The organism is Xylanibacter ruminicola (genome assembly GCF_900142525.1).
In the GTDB taxonomy this organism is placed as follows: domain Bacteria; phylum Bacteroidota; class Bacteroidia; order Bacteroidales; family Bacteroidaceae; genus Prevotella; species Prevotella ruminicola_A.
Map to the genome: position 1 here is coordinate 123,041 of NZ_FRBD01000002.1, position 19,983 is coordinate 143,023.

The following is a 19,983-nucleotide window of genomic DNA, read 5'->3' on the forward strand; positions in this document are numbered from 1 at the left end:
GTTTTATTTGATAATGAGTACAAATCCGCCTCGTGGCTGAGTGGCTATCTGACGAGGAATCTGATTGCCGTTGGTGATGAGCCAGTCCTTCTCGGCAGCTAGCTGATAGCAGGCAGGATCGGCATCGGCAAACAGCTGTACGCTGTGATCGCCTCCATCGATAAAGCTCAGGTCTACATCCAGTGTCTTCTTGTTGTTGGTACCGTTGATGCCGGCAATGTACCAGGTTGTGCCGCTACGGCGTGCCAGCACCACGCTCTCGCCTGGATAGCCGCTCACGTAGCGTGTCTCGTCCCAAACGGTGGGCAGTTGTCCGAAGAAATCCTGTACCTGCTGAGGCTGGATGAGATAGCTCTCGGGCTTGTCGGCCAAGTGCTGCAGCGCACTCTCGTAGAGCACGGTGAGTGCCAACTCGTGGGCATCGCTGGTAATGTGTGGATGCTGTGAGTCGCTGAAGGCACATGGAGTATAGTCCATCGGACCGATGATGTTGCGGGTGAAAGGCAGGGTCGTGTTGTGACTGGCTGCCTGACTGGTGAAGGTGGGTACGTTGTTGTACCACTCAGCACCGTAAACGCCCTCGGTCGACATGAGGTTGGGGTAGGTGCGCTGCCATCCGCGGGGCACTGTGACGCCGTGGAAGTTCACCAGTAGATGATGCTTGGCGGCACTCTCCAGCAGATCGATGCAGTAAGTCATATCACGCTGACAGTCGCCCGAGAAAAAGTCGATTTTCACACCTGCCACGCCAATCTTCTCGCACCAGGCAAACTCCTTTTCGCGGTCTTCGGGCTTGTTCAGTCGGAACTTAGGTGTGGGGGCGCCGTCAATCCAACCCACCGATGAGTTGTACCAGATCATGGGTTTAACACCCTTCGAGTTGGCGTATGCCACAGCCTCTTCGATGGTGCGGCCGTCCTTCATCTCGTCCCACTCGGCATCAATCAGCACGTAAGGCAACTTCAGTGTTGCCGCCATGTCTACGTACTTCTTGATGATGTTGTAGTCGTTCGAACCGTGGTTGTATGCCCAGTATATCCATGAAACCACACCAGGCTTAATCCAACTGATGTCCTTCAGCTTGCAAGCCTCACTTACGTCGGTTACCAGTGTGCTCTGAATCAGGTCGTGCATGTCGCCGATGATGGCCACACGCCAGGGACTGTGCCACTTGCCTTTCAGTTTTACCTCGTTTACATCGGGTGTTACGCGCAGCAAATCGCCGTCGGTATACAGGCACGATGCACTCTGGTTGCGCTCGATGTTTGCCTCCGATAGCAGCATGAACACGCCCTCCTGAGGCTCCACAAGAGTGGGGAATCCCCAGCGCAGGTTGTAACCCTCGGGCGATTTAACCACACCTGCCATACGACCGATGGGCTTAATCTTGCCGGTAGTGCTCAAGGGGAAGAATCCCTCGTAGCTGTCGGTCCACTGCATCATCCAGCGCTTGGTGCCCTCTGGAATCTGGTAGGCAGTCTTTTCCTTGGGCAGCTTGCCTTTCACACTGCTTAGTTCGTAGCGGAAGGCCACGCCGTCGTTGTACAGGCGCAGCACCATCTGCACACCGCTACCCAGCGAGGTTTTATATTCGTTGGCCTCGTTGGTGCAGTGTGTCTTCTTGCCGGCTATCATCTGGTAGTCGGCCTGAACCATGCCGGTAAACTTCCATTTCAGTTTGCCGTTCTTCATGCCCTCATAACCCAGTACGGGTATATCGAGCGCCTGCTTCTGCAGATAGCAGATGCTGATGCCCTGGCCATTGTTCTTAACAGCAATCTTGCCGTTGGGCGATACGGGCTGCTGAGCCGACATGCTGACGGCACTTAGACACAGAATAATTGATAATAGTCTTTTCTTCATTATTTCGCTAATCCTTTTTGATATGAACGATACCCATAGCCGATAATCATGATGAAACAGATAAGCGGCAATACGAATGAAACATTAACTGCGGGATGGCCGAAGATGCTCTGCTGGTCAATAATCAGTCCCTGCAAAGGAGGCATGAGGGCACCTCCCACAATAGCCATTACCAGGAAGGCAGCGCCAAGCGTGGCATCCTGACTGTCAACATCTTCCAGGGCAATGCCATAGATGGTGGGGAACATCAGCGACATGAAGAAGCTGATACCAATCAGACAATATAGACCCACCATGCCTACAATCAAGATAGTGCCTATTGCACAGAGTGCAGCGCCGCAACCAAAGATGGCCAACAGCTTGCGGCCGTTTACGTACTTCATCAGGAAAGTGGATATGAATCGGCTACAGAGGAACATTGACATAGCTACGATGTTGTACATCTGGGCTGTGGCCTTGTTGATGCCGAGATTGTCGGCATACTGGATGATGAAGGTCCATGTCATGATCTGTGCAGCCACATAGAACATCTGTGCCAGCACACCTTCACGATAAATGGTGTTATGCCACAGGTTTATCAGGGTTTGCTTGGCAGTATGGGTGTGGCCTAGTGCCTTCTGCTCCTCGCTCTGCGTCTTTGGCATGCGGGTGATGGCAATGATAGAGAGCATGAATAGCACCACGATGCCGATACCCACGTATGGATCTCTGATCACTGCGAGGTCGTGCAGACGGATTTGTGCTTTCTCTGCCTCCGAAAGACCGAAGAAGAGAATCTGTCCGGCTTCATCGCGACGGTCGGAAATCAGCTGTGGCAGTACTATCAGCGATGCCACGCTCATACCGCAAAGCGATCCCATGGGGTTGAAGGCCTGCGCCATGTTCAGTCGGCGTGTGGCCGTCTCCTTGTCGCCCAGCGACAGAATAAAGGGGTTGGCCGTAGTCTCCAGGAATGCCAGTCCGAAGGTGAGGATATAGAGCGACAGACAGAAGAACGTAAACTCCTGATAGGCCGCAGCGGGAATGAAAAGGAATGCACCGCCGGCATAGAGTGTCAGTCCGAGCATGATGCCGCTCTTGTACGAGAATTTCCTGATAAACAGCGCTGCCGGTACGGCCATTGTGGCATAGCCGCCGTAGAAGGCAAACTGCACCATCGAGGCTTTAGCTGCCGAGAGTTCCATCACTGTCTGGAAGGCTGCTACCATGGGGTTAGTGATGTCGTTGGCAAATCCCCACAGTGCAAATATCGATGTGATGAGAATAAACGTAAACAGGTACTTGCGTGGTACCAAAGGTTTCTTAGTTGCTTCCATACATTATTTATTTATATATAGGTCCGAAGTTCTGACAAGCACGATAGTCGGCTCCCTCCTTGTCCATGCCGAATGCATTCCATGCAGCTGGGCGGAAGATGTCCTTGTCGGCTACGTTATGCATGCAAACGGGTATGCGCAGGATAGAGCAGAGCGTCAGCATGTCGGCGCCGATGTGGCCGTAGGCGATAGCACCGTGGTTGGCGCCCCAGCAGTTCATAACCGAGTACACATCCTTGAAGCAGTCCTTGGTGGCATCCAGTCGTGGCACAAACCATGTGGTGGGCCATGTGGGGTCGGTGCGCTTGTCGAGTATGTCGTGCACTTCAGGGTCAAGTTCTACCGTCCATCCTTCGGCCAACTGTAATACAGGTCCTAGTCCCTGTACCATGTTCAGGCGCATCATGGTCATGGGCATGCCGCCCTTGGTTACGAAGTGCGAGCTGTAGCCGCCGCCACGGAAGTAGTCGCGATCGGCAGGCATCCAGTTGGTGGCTTTCATGCAGGCTTCTACATCCTGATCGGTCAGCTCCCAGTGGGGCTTGATGGTAGGCTTGCCGTCCTTGTCGGTTTCGGCACCAGTGGCATCGAGCGTGGTAGCACCGCTGTTAATCAGGTGGATGAATCCGCCTGCGGCTCCGCCCTCGGGCTTCTTACCTGTCACGCGCTCTACTGCCTCTGGACTCCAGTAAGTGCGGATGTCAGAGAACATCACACCGCGATTAGTGAGCAGATGGCCGAAGAGCATGGTCATGCCGTTCAGGAAGTCGTTCTCCGTAGCCAGAATCTTAGCCTCGCGCTTGCCGTTCCAGTCAAAGCTGGTGCAGAGCATCGACTCGGGGAAGTCGAAGTTGGGCTTGTAGTCGGTCCACTGGCGCTGGCCCTGCACACCGCCTGCGATGGCGTTGTGTCCCAGCGCCTCTTCCTTGTATCCCATTTCCAGCAATCGGGGGTTGCCCTCCATCAGGTCGCGTATAATCATCATGGTCTTTACGGTGAACTCCCAGTCCTGGTCTTTCTCCTCGCGGTTCTTACCCTTGCCCTTACCGTTGAAGGTGGTCATAGGTGTGCCGGCGAAGAGTGGGCGGTCCTCGTTGTAGTCGTGACCCTCTTGTGGCTTGCAGTATTTCTCCACCCACTCCATGGCCTTCTTGAATTCCTCGTGGTCGTATATCTCGAAGTCAACGCGGCGCAGAATCTCTACCAGCGATACATATTCTGTGCGCATGCCGAGGTATTGCTGTAGGAAATCGGCATTCACAATAGAACCGGCTATGCCCATGCAGGTGTTGCCCAGCGACAGATAAGACTTGCCTCTCATCGTGGCCACGGCCTGGGCAGCCTTGGCAAATCGCAAAATCTTCTCGGCAACATCGGCAGGAATGGTGTTGTCGTCGAGGTCCTGCACGTCGTGACCGTAGATGCCGAATGCGGGCAGACCTTTCTGTGCGTGGGCAGCCAGAACGGCTGCCAGATATACTGCGCCCGGGCGCTCGGTACCGTTGAATCCCCAAACAGCTTTCGGGTAGTGCGGATTCATGTCCATGGTTTCCGATCCGTAGCACCAGCACGAAGTAACGGTGATGGTAGAGCCAACGCCCTCGCGCTCGAACTTCTCTGCGCAGGCAGCACTTTCGGCTACACGTCCGATAGTGGTATCGGCGATGACACATTCTACGGGGCTACCGTCGCCATTGCGTAGATTCTTTGTTATCAGACTGGCTACGGCCTTTGCCAGATTCATGGTCTTTTCTTCCAAACTCTCGCGGACTCCGCCCTGACGGCCGTCGATGGTAGGACGAATACCAATTTTAGGATAGTTACTCATTATTGTTATTAGTTATGTTGTTATTAGAAGTGTACTAAGATACGGAACACCTTACCTGGTGCCTCGCTCCACTGGCGCATGGCCTCGGGTGCATCCTCTGGGGCTACGTCGCCCGAAATCAGACGGTCGACAGGACATGTGCCACGCTCCAGATAGTGAATCACGGCGCGGAAGTCGGCAGGCTGGGCATTGCGCGAACCGCGGATGTCGAGCTCCTTCTGAACAAAGTACTTGGTCTGGAACGATACCTCGGTCTTGGCATAGCCGATGCAGACCACGCGACCGGTAAAGGCCACCTCGTTCACTGCCATCTGATAGGTTGGGGCGCTGCCCACAGCCTCGATAATCACGTCGGGGCCGAAACCTGCGGTCAGCTCCTGCAGCTTGGCGTGCACATCCTCGGTCTTGGTGTTAACGGTGTAGGTGGCACCCAGCTCCTTGGCCAGAGCCAGCTTCTCGTCGTCGATATCGGCTGCGATGACGGTGGCGCCGCGCAGGGCCGAGCGGACGATGGCGCCGAGGCCCACCATACCGCAACCGATAACCATCACGGTGTCGATGTCGGTTACCTGAGCGCGGTTCACAGCGTGGAAACCTACGCTCATAGGCTCTATGAGTGCACAGGTGCGTGGATCAAGGTTGCCGGCAGGTATAATCTTCTCCCAAGGCAGAGCGATGAACTCGCGCATGGCACCGTTACGCTGCACACCCAGAGTCTCGTTGTGCTCGCAGGCATTTACGCGCTGGTTGCGGCACGATGCACACTTACCGCAGTTGGTGTAGGGGTTGCAGGTCACTACCATGCCTGGCTTTAGCATGTCGGGCACGTCGGCACCCACTTTCTCAATCACGGCGCCAACCTCGTGTCCGGGTATCACGGGCATCTTAACCATTGGGTTTCTGCCCAACCAGGTGTTCAGGTCGGAACCACAGAATCCAACATACTTGAGGCGCAGCAGCACCTCGCCGGCCTTGAGCTCCTGCTCGGCTACGTTTACTATTTCCATCTGGCGCTCGCCAGAAATCTGTATTGCTTTCATTGATTTATTTTTATTTATTCTTGAAGTTAAAGGGACTTGAAGGGAATTGAAGGGAATTGAAGGGAAGTTAAAGGGAAGTTATCGTGGTCTTCGACCACTCGGAAGTTAAAGGGACATATGTTCTACGATTTCATCAAAGGGCATGAGTATTGTCCTTTTCACTTCCCTTTCACTTCTCTTCCATTCCTTTCCATTCCATATCTTATTCACTCATGTTCTTGATGTACGGCAGATTGGGCAGGTCGCCGAAGCCGAAGAACTGCTTGGCGTTTCTGCCTAGGAACATCGCCTTCTCGTCGGCGGTCAGCTCGGGCGATCTCTCCACGAAGTCGTAGCTCATCTTGTAGGTGATGGCGGTGATGGTGCGCGGATAGTCGCTGCCCCACATCAGCTTCTCCATACCCACCTCGTGGGCAGCCTCCTTGATGGCGCGGATGGCCGATGGGAAAGGGTAGAACTCGTCGTTGAAGAGCCAGGTGATGCCGCCGCTCTCGATGTACACGTTCTCGTGGCGAGCCAGTCTGATTTGCTCTATCCAGCCTGGGCGCGTCACCATGCCGAAGTGGCCGATGGCAATCTTCAGTTTGGGGCACTCCTGTATAATCTCCTCCATCTGGCCTACCTGTGCGTCGCCGTCCTGTAGTTCTATGCCCAGTATTTTTCCGTTCTGCTCCAGCAGGTGCATCAGCTGCATCATCTCGTCGGTCAGGAATTGCTTGGGCAGTCGGGCGGCGGGAATCTTGATGCCCTTGAATGCATCGACCACTGATGGGGCTACCTCGATGAATCCTGCGTGGCGGTAGTCCAGCATGCCGAAGGTGAAGAATCGGTCAGGGTAGCGGTTGGCCACCTGAATCAGGTAGCTGTTCTGTATGCCATCGATAAACTCCTGTGTCACCACGGCAGCTGCCACCTGGGCATAGTCCATGTTGCTTAGGAACCGCTCGGCGGTGTTCTGACCGTCAATCATGTAGGGTGGTAGCATCTGGCGCTCTTCGCCGAAGAACAGCGAGCGGCTGCGGTTGGGCTCCAGTTGGCAGATACGCTGGTTATCGACCACCGTGTCTTGCGTCAGCCACAGATGACTGTGCGCGTCGATTATGAGTTTTTCCATCTTGAGAACATTTGGTCGCCTATGATTTCCTGTACTTTTGCCACCAGTTCCATGTCAAGTGGCTCGTTGACGTACTGTATGTTCTTGAGCACGTTCTTGGGGTTGGCACTGCTGAACAGGGTGGTGGCAATGCGTGGGTTCATACTTGTTGAGAACTGGATGGCCAGCTTGTCGATGGGGTAGCCCTGCTCCTCGCAGTAAGCCGTAGCCTTGGCGCAGGCTGCTTTCAATTTTGCCGAAGCCGGGTGCCAGTCGGGTGCACCGCGCTGCGACAGCAGTCCCATTGAGAATGGCGATGCGTTGATAACGCCTACGTTGTGCTGCTCGAAGAATCCAAGGTAGTCGGCCAGCAGGGTGTCGTTCAGCGAATAGTGGCAGAAGTTCAGGATACTCTCAACTGTTCCCTCTGGTGCATGCTCTACCACCCACTTCAGGTTCTCGGGCTGCAGATCGGTAATGCCCACGTGCTTCACCACGCCTTTGTTGCGCAGCTCTACCAGTGCGGGCAGTGTCTCGTCGACAATGAGTTGCAGTCCACCCTCCATGTCGCCTTGGAACTCGATGTCGTGCACGTTAATCAGGTCGATATAGTCCACGTTCAGTCGCTCCATGCTCTCGTAAACACTGTCGGTAACGCGCTTGGCGCTGTAGTCCCATGTGTTGATGCCGTTGTGTCCGTATCGGCCCACCTTGGTGCTCAGATAGTACTTTTCATGGGGAATCTCTTTCAGTGCCTTGCCTAGCACGATTTCAGCCTTGAGGTGGCCGTAGTAGGGCGACACGTCGATAAAGTTGATACCGTTGTCAACAGCTGTGTGTACAGCCTCTATGCCCTCTTCTTCGCGGATGCTGTGGAACACTCCGCCTAGCGATGATGCGCCGAATCCCAGATTCGAAACCTTCATCCCTGTTTTTCCGATTTCATTGTAAACCATATTTAGATTGCTTTATTATTCATACAAGTGGAATATGCGCTCCATCAGTGTCCATTTCTGGTCGGATGTGCAGCCTGGCTTGCAGTCCTGGAATATGGCCGTGTATGCTTCCCACTCGGCCTGTCGCGGCAGTGTGGCCAGCTTGGCCATGGCTGTGTCCCAGTCGAAGTCGACGGGTGTCTCAACGATCATAAACAGGTGGTTGCCCTCTATGTATATCTCCATTTCGAGTATGCCTACCTCGCGTATGCCTGCTCTGATTTCGGGCCACGAGTGATACTGGTCGTGGGCCTCGATATACTTTGCTATCAGTTCGGGGTCGTTTTTCAAATCAAGAGTCTGGCAGTATCTTTTTACGCCTACTCCATACTCCTTGCGGGCATACCCCGTGGCCTTACTGTTTTCTGTACTCATCATCCGTTTTACATTGATTAATGTGCTGCAAATTTACAAAAAAGAAACCATAATTGCCTAAGCAATATCGATAAAATTTCATAAAAAACAGGCATGTACCTCAATTATCTGCTAATTGGTCGATATTTTCTTATTTCATATCGTTTTTTTTATTTTTTATTTTTATCTTTGCAGTAACAAAAGTAATCGTATCGTATGAACTTATCTGTAGATCAGCTTCATCTGTTGGTGCTCAATGTGGGTTTTGCTCAGCATAATGGCGATTGGAACTGGAAGAATGTCCGTAGTCCGTTCGCCCGTTTGTATTATGTCACCGAGGGGGCGGCCAAAGTGGTTATTGGCTCCGAGGTTTATCAGCTTACGCCTCACCATCTGTATTTCATCCCGGCGTTTGCCGAGCACAGTTGCGTGTGCGATGCACCGTTCTCGCACTACTATATTCATATCTACGAGGATCAGCAGCAGGGTGCAGGCATCCTCGATAGCCTGGCGTTTCCCACCGAAGTCGATGCGAACCCGATTGATCAGGAACTTGTGAAGCGCCTGTGCGACGTCAACCCGTTTATGAAGCTGTCCGACTCCAACCCTCAGGCTTACGATAATCATCCTACGTTGGTAAGCAATATCCAGCTGAACCTGCGCCGGCCGTTTTTCGATAAGGTCGAGTCGCGCGGCATACTCTACATCCTGATGTCGCGATTCCTGAAGTATGCTTCGCCCAAGGTCGAGGTGCGCGATGACCGCATTCATCAGACGCTGGCCTATATCCGCAAGCATCTTGACAGCCGGCTCGATATAGACCTTTTGGCCGATAAAGCCTGTATGTCGAAGGATCATTTCATCCGGATTTTCAAGCGCGAAACGGGCGAGACGCCTAATGTGTATATCACTAAGCGTAAACTGGAGAAGGCCGAGCTGGCCTTGGTAACAACCGATTTGTCGATTAGGGGTGTGGCCCAGTTAGTGGGGTACGACGATTACTCGTATTTTAACCGTTTGTTTAAGAAGAATGCGGGCATCACGCCGCAGCAGTATCGCGAAAAGCATTACTCGACATAGGCCTCGCGCGTCATCTCTACGGCCACCGTCTGGCGGCGGAACATCTCGTAGCTCACGTACTCCAGGCCGTTGTGCGGTCCTGTTTCTCCCCACGAGTTTTTCATCACGAAGTAGCGCTTGCCCTCGTCATCGTGGGCCAGACCTACTATCGCCATGGCATGTCCCTGGTCTTCCCAGCACACGCCGTGGTGATGCCTCACCGCACGCTCCGTCCGGGCTGTCAGCGTGTCGATGGGTATGTTCAGATATTGTTCGTGGGTCCAGTTGTCGGGCACTTTCAGCTCCGATGTCTCGTAGTAGGGCTTGCTGTCGTCGCTGGTCAGTGCGATGTATTCGCCAGGCTTGCACACGCTGCGGGCAAACTCCTGCGGGGTGTATTGTGCGCCCAGCATGAACACCCATCGCGGTGCGGGTGTGCTCAGCTTGCGCATGGCGTCGTAGCCGCAGATGCCGTATTTCTCAATCATGGTGATGAGTGTGGTGGGTTCGCCGCGCTTCGATTTGGGGCAGTCGGGCTCCTGTTCTATCATCTTCTCTATATAATAAGGTGAAAGGTTTACCGAGTCGCCCCAGCTCAGGTGCTCGGTCTCGATGGCGGCCAGCATGGCGTAAATCCAGCATGTCTGGCTCTCGCCTTGGTCTTTCACGGGCGTCATGCCGTTCAGCACGTCGGTGGTAAAGTGCTTGCCCTCAGGCGTATACTGGCTGGGCTGGAGCGCACAACTGCCCATCAGCACTGCCATTGCGGCTCCGCAAGCTATCATCATTTTCAGTTTCATGGCGGCAAAGTTACGAATAAGTGAGTAAAAAGCCAAATTTATTTGAGCTTTTTCGAACGTGAGTAATTTCGGCGAAGCCAAAGTTAATCAAAAATTGTGTTAATTCGCGCGATAGGTGCCTATTTTTTTGTAACTTTGCAACCTCATTCAGAAATTATGCATATCGCAGTAGCAGGAAACATAGGTAGTGGCAAGTCAACGCTCACCCGTCTTTTGGCCAAACATTACGGCTGGGAGCCGAGGTTCGAGTCGGTTGACCATAACCCGTATCTTGAGGATTACTACCGCGATATTCACCGTTGGTCGTTCAATATGGAGGTGTATTTTCTCAAGGAGCGATTCCGCGATCTCATCGCCATCGCCCAGGCCGACCATACCATCATTCAGGATCGTACCATCTACGAGGGTGTTCACGTGTTTATGGAGAACAACCGCGACATGGGCAATCTTTCTGAGCGCGATTACGAGACCTACATGGAGCTGTTCGAGCAGATGATGTCGATGGTACGTGTGCCCGACCTCATGATCTATCTGCGCGCATCGGTGCCCCATCTGGTAAGCAACATCCAGAAGCGTGGGCGCGATTACGAGCAGAGCATGCAGCTGGAGTACCTGCAGAACCTGAACCGCCGCTACGACGACTTTGTCTTCAACAAGTACCAGGGTCGCGTTATCACCATCGAGAAAGATGGTCTCGACTTCCTGAACATCCCTCATGACTTGGCCGGCATCATCGACAAGATCGATGCCGAACTCTTCGGCCTCTTCCCTTTATCTTCCCTTTAACTCCCTTTAACTCCCGTAAAATTATGCATATCGCAATAGCAGGAAACATAGGTAGTGGCAAGACCACACTCACCAAATTGTTGGCCCACCGTTATGGTTGGATACCACGTTTCGAACCCGTAGATAATAACCCCTATCTGGCTGATTTCTACGCAGATATGCCCCGTTGGTCGTTTAATCTTCAGGTGTATTTCCTGAACAAGCGATTCAAGGAGGTGGTCGAGATTTCGCAGTCAAAGGATACCATCATCCAGGATCGCACCATCTTTGAGGATGCGCGCATCTTTGCGCCCAATCTGCACGATCAGGGCATGATGAGCGATCGCGATTTCGACAACTATACCGACCTGTTCGACCTCATGATGTCGCTGGTTAAACTGCCAGATCTCATGATTTACATCCGCTCCAGCATTCCTACGCTGGTGGCCCAGATCCAGAAGCGCGGTCGCGAGTACGAGCAGACCATGCGCCTGGACTATCTTCAGGGATTGGAGAAGCGTTACGAGGACTGGATTGCCACCTATCGCGGTCCGCTGATTATCGTCGATGGCGACAACTGCAAGTTCGGCGATCGCCCCGAGGACTTCAAGATGGTTACCGACCTCATTGACCAGAAGCTCTATGGTCTCTTCCCCATGGAGTAAATTTATGGAATGGAAAGGAATGGAAGAGAAATGAAAGGGAAGTGAAAAGGACAATACTCATGCCCTTTGATGAAATCGCAGAACATATGTCCCTTTAACTTCCGAGTGGTCGTAGACCACGATAACTTCCCTTTAACTCCCAATTAAAAAAAGTATGATACAAGATTACGAAATAATGGCTCCTGTTGGCTCGCGCGAATCGCTCGCTGCGGCCATTCAGGCTGGTGCCGATAGCATCTACTTCGGCATTGAGAAGTTAAACATGCGTGCGCATTCGGCATCTACCTTCACTATCGATGACCTGCGCGAGATAGCCGCCACCTGCGACGAGCACGGCATCAAGAGCTATCTTACCGTCAACACCATCATCTATGGCGAGGACATCCCCCTGATGCACGAGATTATCGATGCCGCCAAGCAGGCCGGCATCTCGGCCGTCATTGCCAGCGATGTGGCTGTGATGACCTATTGTAACCAGGTGGGGCAGGAGGTTCATCTCAGTACCCAGCTTAACATTTCGAATATCGAGGCGCTGAAGTTCTATGCTCAGTTTGCCGATGTGGTGGTGCTGGCGCGTGAGTTGAATATGGACCAGGTGGCCGAGATTTTCCGCCAGGTTGAGGAGCAGCACATCTGCGGCCCCAGCGGCCATCAGATACGCATAGAGATGTTCTGTCACGGTGCCCTCTGCATGGCCATCAGCGGCAAGTGCTACCTTAGTCTGCACGCAGCCAACCGCTCGGCCAATCGTGGCGAGTGTATACAGGTGTGCCGCCGCTCGTATACCGCTACCGACAATGAGACGGGCTATCAGCTCGATATCGATAATAAGTACATTATGAGTCCGAAGGACTTGAAGACTGTGCGCTTCATCGATCGCATGATGAAGTCGGGCGTGCGTGTATTCAAAATCGAAGGTCGTGCCCGTGGTCCCGAATACGTCTACACCGTTATCCGCTGCTACAAGGAGGCTATTCAGGCAGTGCTCGACGGCACGTTTACCGAGGAGAAAAAGGACGAGTGGGATGCCCGTCTGGCAACGGTGTTCAACCGCGGTTTCTGGGATGGCTACTATCAAGGCCAGCTTATGGGCGAGTGGAATAAGCATTACGGCAGCAATGCAACAGAGCGCAAGGTCTACATCGGCAAGGGTGTTAAGTACTTCTCAAAGCTTGGCGTGGCCGAGTTTACTGTTGAGGCTAACACTTTCAAGGTGGGCGATAAGATGCTGATTACAGGTCCCACAACAGGCGTCATGTATGTAACGGCCGATGAGATACACGGCGATAACGGTCCAGTAGAAGTGGCTGAGAAAGGCACTCGCGTGTCGATAGCCGTAACCGATAAAATCCGTCCAAGCGATAAACTCTTTCGCTTAGAACCGGTAGAATAAATCAGGGGGCGCATCACTGCGCCCCCTGATTCTTGTGTTTTCACCAACCAATTACTAATCATTACTTTACTAACAAAAACCTATAAATGTATGAAAAAACTAATTAACTAACCAATCAAATATGCGAATCTAACTATCTATCCTTTTTCCGAGTGCAAAGGTAACACAATCTCCGCAACCCTACAAATCCGTTCAACGAACCGCCCGATTTATTCTGCCAACTGTCACATTTCTTTTTTTTAACGCTTTTCTTGGTTCTAATTCAAACTTATTTTCTATCTTTGCAGCAAAAATAACTGTTTAAATATTACAATGATGAAAAAAGAAGTGATTATTGAGCAAGAGGAACTCGACGAAGAGCTGCTTGACTGCGTTGCAGGTGGAGGTAAGGCTGGTGCGGCAGGTAAGACAGGTAAAGTATCTAAGAAGGTCATAAAATAATATTGTAGTTGTAGCAGCCAAATCAGGCAGTGCTATCGAGTGACCATCTGTGATTCAAGTCTTGATTAAAGGGGTTGTAAAATTTATTCGTGCTTATTGAAATATCTTCCTTGCTCCTTGATTTACAGGCTTGTCTTAGAAATTTTTCTAGTAGGCCTACTAGAAAAATTTCTTTAACGTAGCCGCAAATTTGTATAGCTTTAACTGTCATGCAAAGGTTCTAAAGCACCTGAAGCCACTAAGCGTTTTGGAAATTATTTTCAATAAAAATAGAGTTTTTCAAGATTAACAGATTAACAGTTTGATATTTGCGATTCGAGAAATATTCAAATTAATAGCCATAATTATATTATACATTTATATATAATATAATTATGAATTCTATTTCTGAAAAAATCCATAAATTCCCCAAAACTAACTGTTAAACTGTTAAACTGCAAAAGTATCAACGAGTCTTGTCATGTTGACACACCCTCGATAATATGGGGATTTGTAATCCCCTCGGCATTATAAATGCAGCTGAACTAGTCTAGTGTTCAGAACTAATAAAACATCTTATTTAAAAATGAAAAAATGAAACAGATTGTTCAATTGAATAGTGGGGCGAAGCTTTCGCCTCACTTCACACTTGGCGAGCTGCCCAAGAGCAGCAGTCACCCTGAGATATATAATGTACCTACGCACGAGGCAATAGCCAACCTCAAAAACGTGTGCACATGGCTGGAGGCGCTGCGCTCGCGGTATCATGCCCCCATCATCATCAACTCGGGTTACCGCTCGCCACAACTCAACCGCGTCATCGGCGGGGCGGCTACCTCGAATCACCTCACAGGGTGCGCAGTCGACATCCGAGTGATAGGTATGGAGCAACTGATACGCTACGCAGCGATTTTGCTGGAATTTGCCGATGAAACATATCAGGACTTCGACGAATTGCTGGTGAAAAGAAACAGATTTGGAGCCATTTGGCTGCATTTTGCGGTGCGTTTTCGAGGGAATCGACACAAAGTGTTGTATATCAACGCGTAACAAAAATGCCCTGAATAATTAACGCATTTTAATATGGAATATGTTTGGTGGGATAGGGGATTTTTATTAATTTTGCAGGCAAATTATTCAGTGCTATGACAATAAACGAGATACAAGACGAGATTATCGAGGAGTTCAGCGGGTTCGACGACTGGATGGATAAGTATCAGCTGCTCATTGACTTAGGTAACGAGCAGGAACCGCTCGACGATAAGTACAAGACTGAGCAGAATCTGATAGACGGCTGTCAGAGTCGTGTATGGTTGCAGGCCGACCTGGTGGATGGCAACATCCACTTCAGTGCCGAGAGCGATGCCCTGATAGTGAAGGGTATTGTGGCCCTGCTGATACGCGTACTGAGCGACCACACGCCACAGGAGATTCTGGATGCCGACCTCTATTTTATCGAGGAGATCGGCTTGAAGGAGCACTTGTCGCCTACACGCAGCAACGGACTCCTGGCCATGGTAAAACAAATTAAGATGTACGCGCTTGCATTCAGCAAGAAATAAGAAAAATGAATAACGACCTATGATACAGACAGTAGTAAAGCGCGACGGGCGCATTGTTGGATTTAACGAACAGAAGGTGATGGCCGCCATCCGTAAGGCCATGTTGCATACTGATAAGGGAGAGGACGAGCGCCTGCTCTACCAGATTACCGACCGCATTACCCAGAAGGGCGACGGTCAGCTAACGGTAGAGGAGATACAAGACCTGGTGGAGATGGAGCTGATGAAATCGAGCCGTAAAGACGTGGCTCAGAAGTACATCGCTTATCGCAACCAGCGCTCCATAGCCCGTAAGGCCAAGACCCGCGAGGTGTTCCTCGACATTGTGAACATCAAGAACAATGACGTGACTCGCGAGAACGCCAACATGAATGCCGACACACCTGCCGGCATGATGATGAAATTTGCCAGCGAGACCACCAAACCGTTTGTTGACGACTACCTGCTCTCGGAGGACAGTCGCAATGCCGTAGAGCACAACTACCTGCACATTCACGACAAAGATTACTATCCTACCAAGTCGCTGACCTGTGTGCAGCACCCGCTGGACAACATACTGGAGAACGGATTTACAGCCGGCCACGGTGCATCGCGCGCTGCCAAGCGCATTGAGACAGCCAGCGTGCTGGCTTGTATCTCGATGGAGTGCGCACAGAACGAGATGCACGGCGGACAGGCTATTCCGGCCTTCGACTTCTATCTGGCACCTTACGTACGCATGAGCTACGTTGAGGAACTGAAAGCACTCGAGGAGCTGAACGGCGAGGATTACAAGGAACTGTACGACGAGCCCCTGATAGACTATCTGAGGGCACCGCTCGACGGGCTGCAGGGTAAGGATCGTGCCCGTCAGCACGCCATCAACAAGACCGTGGGCCGCGTGCATCAGGCCATGGAGGCGTTTATCCACAATATGAACACCATTCACTCGCGTGGTGGTAACCAGGTGGTGTTCTCAAGTATCAACTACGGTACCGACACCAGTGCCGAGGGCCGTTGCGTGATGCGCGAGATACTGCTCTCGACCTACGAGGGCGTGGGTAACGGCGAGACGGCCATCTTCCCCATTCAGATATGGAAGAAGAAGCGCGGTGTGAACTATCTGCCCGAGGATCGCAACTTCGACCTGTATCAGCTGGCATGCAAGGTAACGGCACGCCGATTCTTCCCCAACTTCCTGAATCTGGATGCTACTTTCAATAAGGACGAGGACTGGAAGGCCGACGACCCCAAGCGCTTCGTACACGAAGTGGCTACCATGGGATGCCGCACACGTGTGTTCGAGAACCGATTCGGACCAAAGACCAGCATCGGTCGTGGTAACCTCTCGTTCTCGACCATCAACATCGTGAAGCTGGCGCTGGAGTGCCGACAGGAAGTGAGCGGCGAAGAACTGACCGACGAGATTAAGCAGAAGCGCATTGGCCTCTTTATGGCAAAACTCGACAATATGCTGGAGATTACAGCCAAGCAGCTTGAAGACCGCTTTCAGTTCCAGAAGACCGCCTTTGCCAAGCAGTTCCCACTGCTGATGCAGAACCTGTGGATAGGTGCCGACAAACTGAAACCCATGGACACCATCGAGAGCGTGATTAATCAGGGTACGCTGGGTATCGGATTCATCGGACTGGCCGAGTGCCTGGTAGCACTCATCGGCAAGCACCACGGCGAGAGCCAGGAGGCGCAGGAGCTGGGCTTGAAGATAGTAGGATACATGCGTGAGCGCGCCAACGACTTCTGCGAGCGCTACCACCACAACTACTCGGTGCTGGCAACGCCTGCCGAGGGATTGAGCGGAAAGTTCACCAAGAAAGACCGCAAGCAGTTTGGCGTGATACCAGGCGTGACCGATCGCGACTACTACACCAACTCGAACCACGTGCCTGTATACTATAAATGCAGTGCCCGCCACAAGGCAGAGGTTGAGGCGCCCTACCACGATATGACACGCGGTGGACACATCTTCTACGTAGAGATTGACGGCGACGCTACCCACAACCCACAGGTGATTATGAGTGTGGTTGACATGATGGACCAGCTGAACATGGGCTACGGCAGCGTGAACCACAACCGCAACCGCTGTATGGACTGCGGTTACGAGAATGCCGACGACCATCTGGAGAAATGTCCAAAGTGCGGTTCGACCAACATCGACAAGCTGCAGCGCATCACCGGCTATCTGGTAGGTACTACCGACCGCTGGAACAGTGGTAAGCTGGCCGAGTTGAACGACCGTGTGACACACATCGATCACAGCGCACAAGAGCAAGAGTTGTTTTGATTCCGGCAAATAGATACAAATGATTCGAGTACTCGATATTCTTGAAGATACAATGGTGGATGGTCCGGGATTCCGGACCTCCATTTATTGTGCAGGGTGCAATCACAAGTGCCCCGGCTGCCATAACCCACAGTCGTGGGCATTCGATGGCGGGCACGAGATGACCACCCAGCAAATCCTGAAGATTATCATGGACGACCCTTTTGCCAACGTTACTTTCTCGGGAGGCGACCCCATGTATCAGGCGGCCGGATTTGCCGAACTGGCACGCGCCATACATGAGCATACGAATAAGGATATTTGGTGCTATACAGGCTTTCAGTTCGAAAGCCTTATCCAGAGCGATCAGCTAGAGCTGCTAGAGCAGCTAGATGTGCTAGTAGATGGCCCCTTTATCGAAAGACTAAAAGACCCTGACTTGTTGTTCTGTGGTTCATCGAACCAACGGATCATCGACGTTCAAGCTTCGCTCTACCAAGGAAAGGTAGTGCTATGGCGCGAGAACATAAGCATCTAACTTTTTGAGATAGAAATCGCGGAAATCCTTCCAGTGATAATATGGTGCCATGTCAGTAGGCAGGGGCAGGGTAGCCTCGTTCTCATTGAGTAGCACCTTGAAGATAATGTCGTGATCTTTCTTGTTTTTGCGGTAGAACACAAATTGGATGTTGGCCGCCATGGGGAATACCTCGAAATTGATCCAGCCATCTAGGTCGAGGCGTTCCATATCGGTGATTTCGCGGCCGTAGCCGTTCAGATCTAGCAGACAGGCCAGCGGCAGGATGATGGTTTCGTGGCCGAAGCGCAGTGTGGCGCCAGGATGCGGGCGATAGATGCAGCTATCGGCATCCTCGATGATGCGGCGAAGCAGGTTACGCTGGGTGTAAGGCTGCTGTGCACCGTTGTAGGGATTGCAGCCAAAGCTGAGGAACCAGAAGCAGTTGGCCTGTAGCCAGTTGTTATAAAGTTCATCGGGTGTGTACACATCGAACAGATTAAAGTGGTAGCGCATCTCGGTGCCTTGAACGCTCGATGCTATCTTGAAGATGGCACGGTTGAGCTCGAAGGCGTCAATCTCGTGGTTGAAGTAGGCAGTATCGTTAAACAGCTTGGCCATGGCAGGGGTATGCACCTCGTATTTGCTGCAGAACTCGCGGTAAACCTCTTGTGTCTTCTTGGAGTAGCGCTTCTTGTAGAGTGCCGAATCTTGCAGGTTCATGTAGTACATGTCGTGCTGCGAGGCATCGGCGTTAAAGATGAGTCGGGGGTTGTTTCTGGCCAGCTGGAGCAATTCATTCTGCATGGAGAGAATGCAGCGGATGACTACTGTGCTCTTGGCCTCGACCATGGCGTTGCCCTTAAACACATTAGGAAAGCGGTCGTACATGCGTTGGGCTATCTGGCGATGCTGGGCTGCACCCAGTGGCGTAAGGTCGCCGTAGCGCCCTTTAGCCTCGTCGTAAAGTAATTGCAACTCGTTGAAAGTCTGCTCGCCAATATCCGTCAGTTTGCCCAACTTGTGGGCTTTGAGCATGACCTGATAAGGCACATCGTAATCTTTCTGATTGATGAGAAAACGTGAGCCGTGACGGGCATAACTGCTGATATAGAATGGTTTTAAACCGGCAGGCGCAGGGGTTAATGCCCGGGTGGGACCCTGGTAGGCATAATAGTTACTTCCGGCTTTGAGAAAGTCGCGTTTCAGCTGTTCACGAACGTTTTGAGCGTCAATACAGGTTAATGACAGTGCCCAAAGGGCAAATAATACCACTTTTCGCATAAATTTCTCCTTTTTCGGTTGCAAATATACAAAAAAAGCATTATTTTTGCAACAAAATAACGGAATATTATGGCAAAAAATTCAAAATGGCAGGATGAATATTGGTTGCTGCTACTGCAGTTGTACCTTCAGAAGCCTGTTGGTATCAAGCCGATGTACAGTAAGGGGATGGTGGATTTGAGCCTCGAACTGCACATTGCACCAAACATGCTCTTCAATAAGATGTGCCAGATTGCCAACCTTGAAACACCGCGTGTGGAAAGGTTCTGGGAGTTGTATGGTAACAATCCCAAGAAACTGAAGCGTGCCGTGAACCTGCTGCGTGAGATGTGGGGATTCAACAATGCGCTGGAGTTCTACGACGGCGTGGAGACCAACGAGAGTTTTGAAAAGGATTTTAAGCCCATAGCCGACAGCACCGTGCTGACGCCGATGATGCTGACGCTGATACTGGATCTGTACTTTAGACTGACACCCATTACCATGGTGACAGAAACCCCCGAGGTGCAAGAGCTGGCCAAGATGATGAAGATAAAGCCTGAAGAGGTGGTGGAGGTGATGGAGGCGTTTCAGCACTGCGACCCGTACCTGCGCTCGATCTCTGGTCGCTTTGCTTCAGCAAAGAATCGTAAAGAGATGATGATGGGCGACTTGGCGTTGGCCTGTCAGCAGGTATGGCGTAGGTTCGGCAACGCCAATCCCGAAGAACTGGCATCGTATGCCGACCAATTGAAAGAGTACTTTAGGTGAGAAAGTGAGAAGGTGAAAA

General features: G+C 51.8%; 19 protein-coding genes. 10 read left to right on the top strand and 9 right to left on the bottom strand.

Annotation, left to right across the window (positions count from 1 at the left end):
- Nucleotides 1-3: 3 nt before the first annotated feature.
- The 7 genes from BUB86_RS01680 to BUB86_RS01710 form a co-directional block, all read right to left on the bottom strand.
- Nucleotides 4-1,863 carry a glycoside hydrolase family 97 protein gene (locus BUB86_RS01680; protein ID WP_081373034.1) on the bottom strand — a complete coding sequence of 620 codons (1,860 nt, stop codon included), beginning with the start codon at nt 1,861-1,863 and terminating at the stop codon, nt 4-6.
- Nucleotides 1,863-3,179 (bottom strand): L-fucose:H+ symporter permease, encoded by a 1,317-nt coding sequence (gene fucP, locus BUB86_RS01685; protein WP_073204350.1) that lies wholly within the window; start codon nt 3,177-3,179, stop codon nt 1,863-1,865. The genes BUB86_RS01680 and fucP overlap by 1 nt, the downstream gene beginning before the upstream one ends.
- Before the next feature lie 7 nt (nt 3,180-3,186).
- A complete protein-coding gene (locus BUB86_RS01690; protein ID WP_073204353.1) occupies nt 3,187-5,007 on the bottom strand; it encodes an L-fucose isomerase in 1,821 nt (606 codons plus the stop codon).
- A gap of 23 nt (nt 5,008-5,030) precedes the next feature.
- Entirely contained in the window at nt 5,031-6,047 is a 1,017-nt protein-coding gene (locus tag BUB86_RS01695) for a zinc-binding alcohol dehydrogenase family protein (RefSeq protein WP_073204356.1), read from the bottom strand.
- A gap of 202 nt (nt 6,048-6,249) precedes the next feature.
- The gene (locus BUB86_RS01700; RefSeq protein WP_073204358.1) at nt 6,250-7,161 is read right to left on the bottom strand and encodes an amidohydrolase family protein; all 912 of its coding nucleotides are present in this window, start codon (nt 7,159-7,161) and stop codon (nt 6,250-6,252) included.
- Nucleotides 7,146-8,096, bottom strand: a complete 951-nt coding sequence (locus BUB86_RS01705; protein ID WP_073204362.1) for an aldo/keto reductase — start codon at nt 8,094-8,096, stop codon at nt 7,146-7,148. Before BUB86_RS01705 ends, BUB86_RS01700 begins: the two co-directional genes overlap by 16 nt.
- Before the next feature lie 15 nt (nt 8,097-8,111).
- A complete protein-coding gene (locus BUB86_RS01710; RefSeq protein WP_073204365.1) occupies nt 8,112-8,513 on the bottom strand; it encodes an L-rhamnose mutarotase in 402 nt (133 codons plus the stop codon).
- Nucleotides 8,514-8,705: 192 nt separating this feature from the next.
- Here BUB86_RS01710 and BUB86_RS01715 point away from each other — a divergent pair, with 192 nt between their 5' ends.
- Nucleotides 8,706-9,569, top strand: coding sequence for an AraC family transcriptional regulator (locus BUB86_RS01715; RefSeq protein ID WP_073204368.1), 864 nt, complete (start codon nt 8,706-8,708; stop codon nt 9,567-9,569).
- Here the strand turns inward: BUB86_RS01715 and BUB86_RS01720 are convergent.
- Nucleotides 9,557-10,348 (bottom strand): C1 family peptidase, encoded by a 792-nt coding sequence (locus BUB86_RS01720; protein ID WP_073204370.1) that lies wholly within the window; start codon nt 10,346-10,348, stop codon nt 9,557-9,559. The two genes, BUB86_RS01715 and BUB86_RS01720, sit on opposite strands and share 13 nt — an antisense overlap.
- Nucleotides 10,349-10,504: 156 nt before the next feature.
- Here BUB86_RS01720 and BUB86_RS01725 point away from each other — a divergent pair, with 156 nt between their 5' ends.
- The 8 genes from BUB86_RS01725 to nrdG all read left to right on the top strand — a co-directional run bounded on the left by BUB86_RS01725 (nt 10,505) and on the right by nrdG (nt 17,951).
- On the top strand, nt 10,505-11,134 hold the full coding sequence (locus BUB86_RS01725; protein WP_073204372.1) for a deoxynucleoside kinase: 630 nt from the start codon (nt 10,505-10,507) through the stop codon (nt 11,132-11,134).
- 23 nt (nt 11,135-11,157) lie between these two features.
- Nucleotides 11,158-11,778: a deoxynucleoside kinase gene (locus tag BUB86_RS01730; protein WP_073204375.1), complete on the top strand. Its 621-nt coding sequence runs from the start codon at nt 11,158-11,160 to the stop codon at nt 11,776-11,778.
- Between the two features lie 154 nt (nt 11,779-11,932).
- The gene (locus tag BUB86_RS01735; protein WP_073204378.1) at nt 11,933-13,171 is read left to right on the top strand and encodes a peptidase U32 family protein; all 1,239 of its coding nucleotides are present in this window, start codon (nt 11,933-11,935) and stop codon (nt 13,169-13,171) included.
- Nucleotides 13,172-13,483: 312 nt separating this feature from the next.
- Nucleotides 13,484-13,612, top strand: a complete 129-nt coding sequence (locus BUB86_RS18090; protein WP_262503366.1) for a hypothetical protein — start codon at nt 13,484-13,486, stop codon at nt 13,610-13,612.
- A gap of 591 nt (nt 13,613-14,203) precedes the next feature.
- The gene (locus BUB86_RS01740) at nt 14,204-14,641 is read left to right on the top strand and encodes a D-Ala-D-Ala carboxypeptidase family metallohydrolase (protein ID WP_254795065.1); all 438 of its coding nucleotides are present in this window, start codon (nt 14,204-14,206) and stop codon (nt 14,639-14,641) included.
- A 95-nt stretch (nt 14,642-14,736) separates the two neighbouring features.
- On the top strand, nt 14,737-15,153 hold the full coding sequence (locus tag BUB86_RS01745; protein WP_073204383.1) for a SufE family protein: 417 nt from the start codon (nt 14,737-14,739) through the stop codon (nt 15,151-15,153).
- Nucleotides 15,154-15,172: 19 nt separating this feature from the next.
- Entirely contained in the window at nt 15,173-17,434 is a 2,262-nt protein-coding gene (locus tag BUB86_RS01750) for an anaerobic ribonucleoside triphosphate reductase (RefSeq protein WP_073204387.1), read from the top strand.
- 19 nt (nt 17,435-17,453) lie between these two features.
- On the top strand, nt 17,454-17,951 hold the full coding sequence (gene nrdG, locus BUB86_RS01755; protein WP_073204390.1) for an anaerobic ribonucleoside-triphosphate reductase activating protein: 498 nt from the start codon (nt 17,454-17,456) through the stop codon (nt 17,949-17,951).
- Here nrdG and BUB86_RS01760 read toward each other — a convergent pair.
- Nucleotides 17,925-19,214 (bottom strand): histidine-type phosphatase, encoded by a 1,290-nt coding sequence (locus BUB86_RS01760; protein ID WP_073204392.1) that lies wholly within the window; start codon nt 19,212-19,214, stop codon nt 17,925-17,927. The genes nrdG and BUB86_RS01760 overlap by 27 nt on opposite strands.
- A 69-nt stretch (nt 19,215-19,283) precedes the next feature.
- On the opposite strand from BUB86_RS01760, the gene BUB86_RS01765 reads away from it, so the two are divergent.
- Nucleotides 19,284-19,964 carry a hypothetical protein gene (locus BUB86_RS01765; RefSeq protein ID WP_073204395.1) on the top strand — a complete coding sequence of 227 codons (681 nt, stop codon included), beginning with the start codon at nt 19,284-19,286 and terminating at the stop codon, nt 19,962-19,964.
- Nucleotides 19,965-19,983 lie beyond the last annotated feature (19 nt).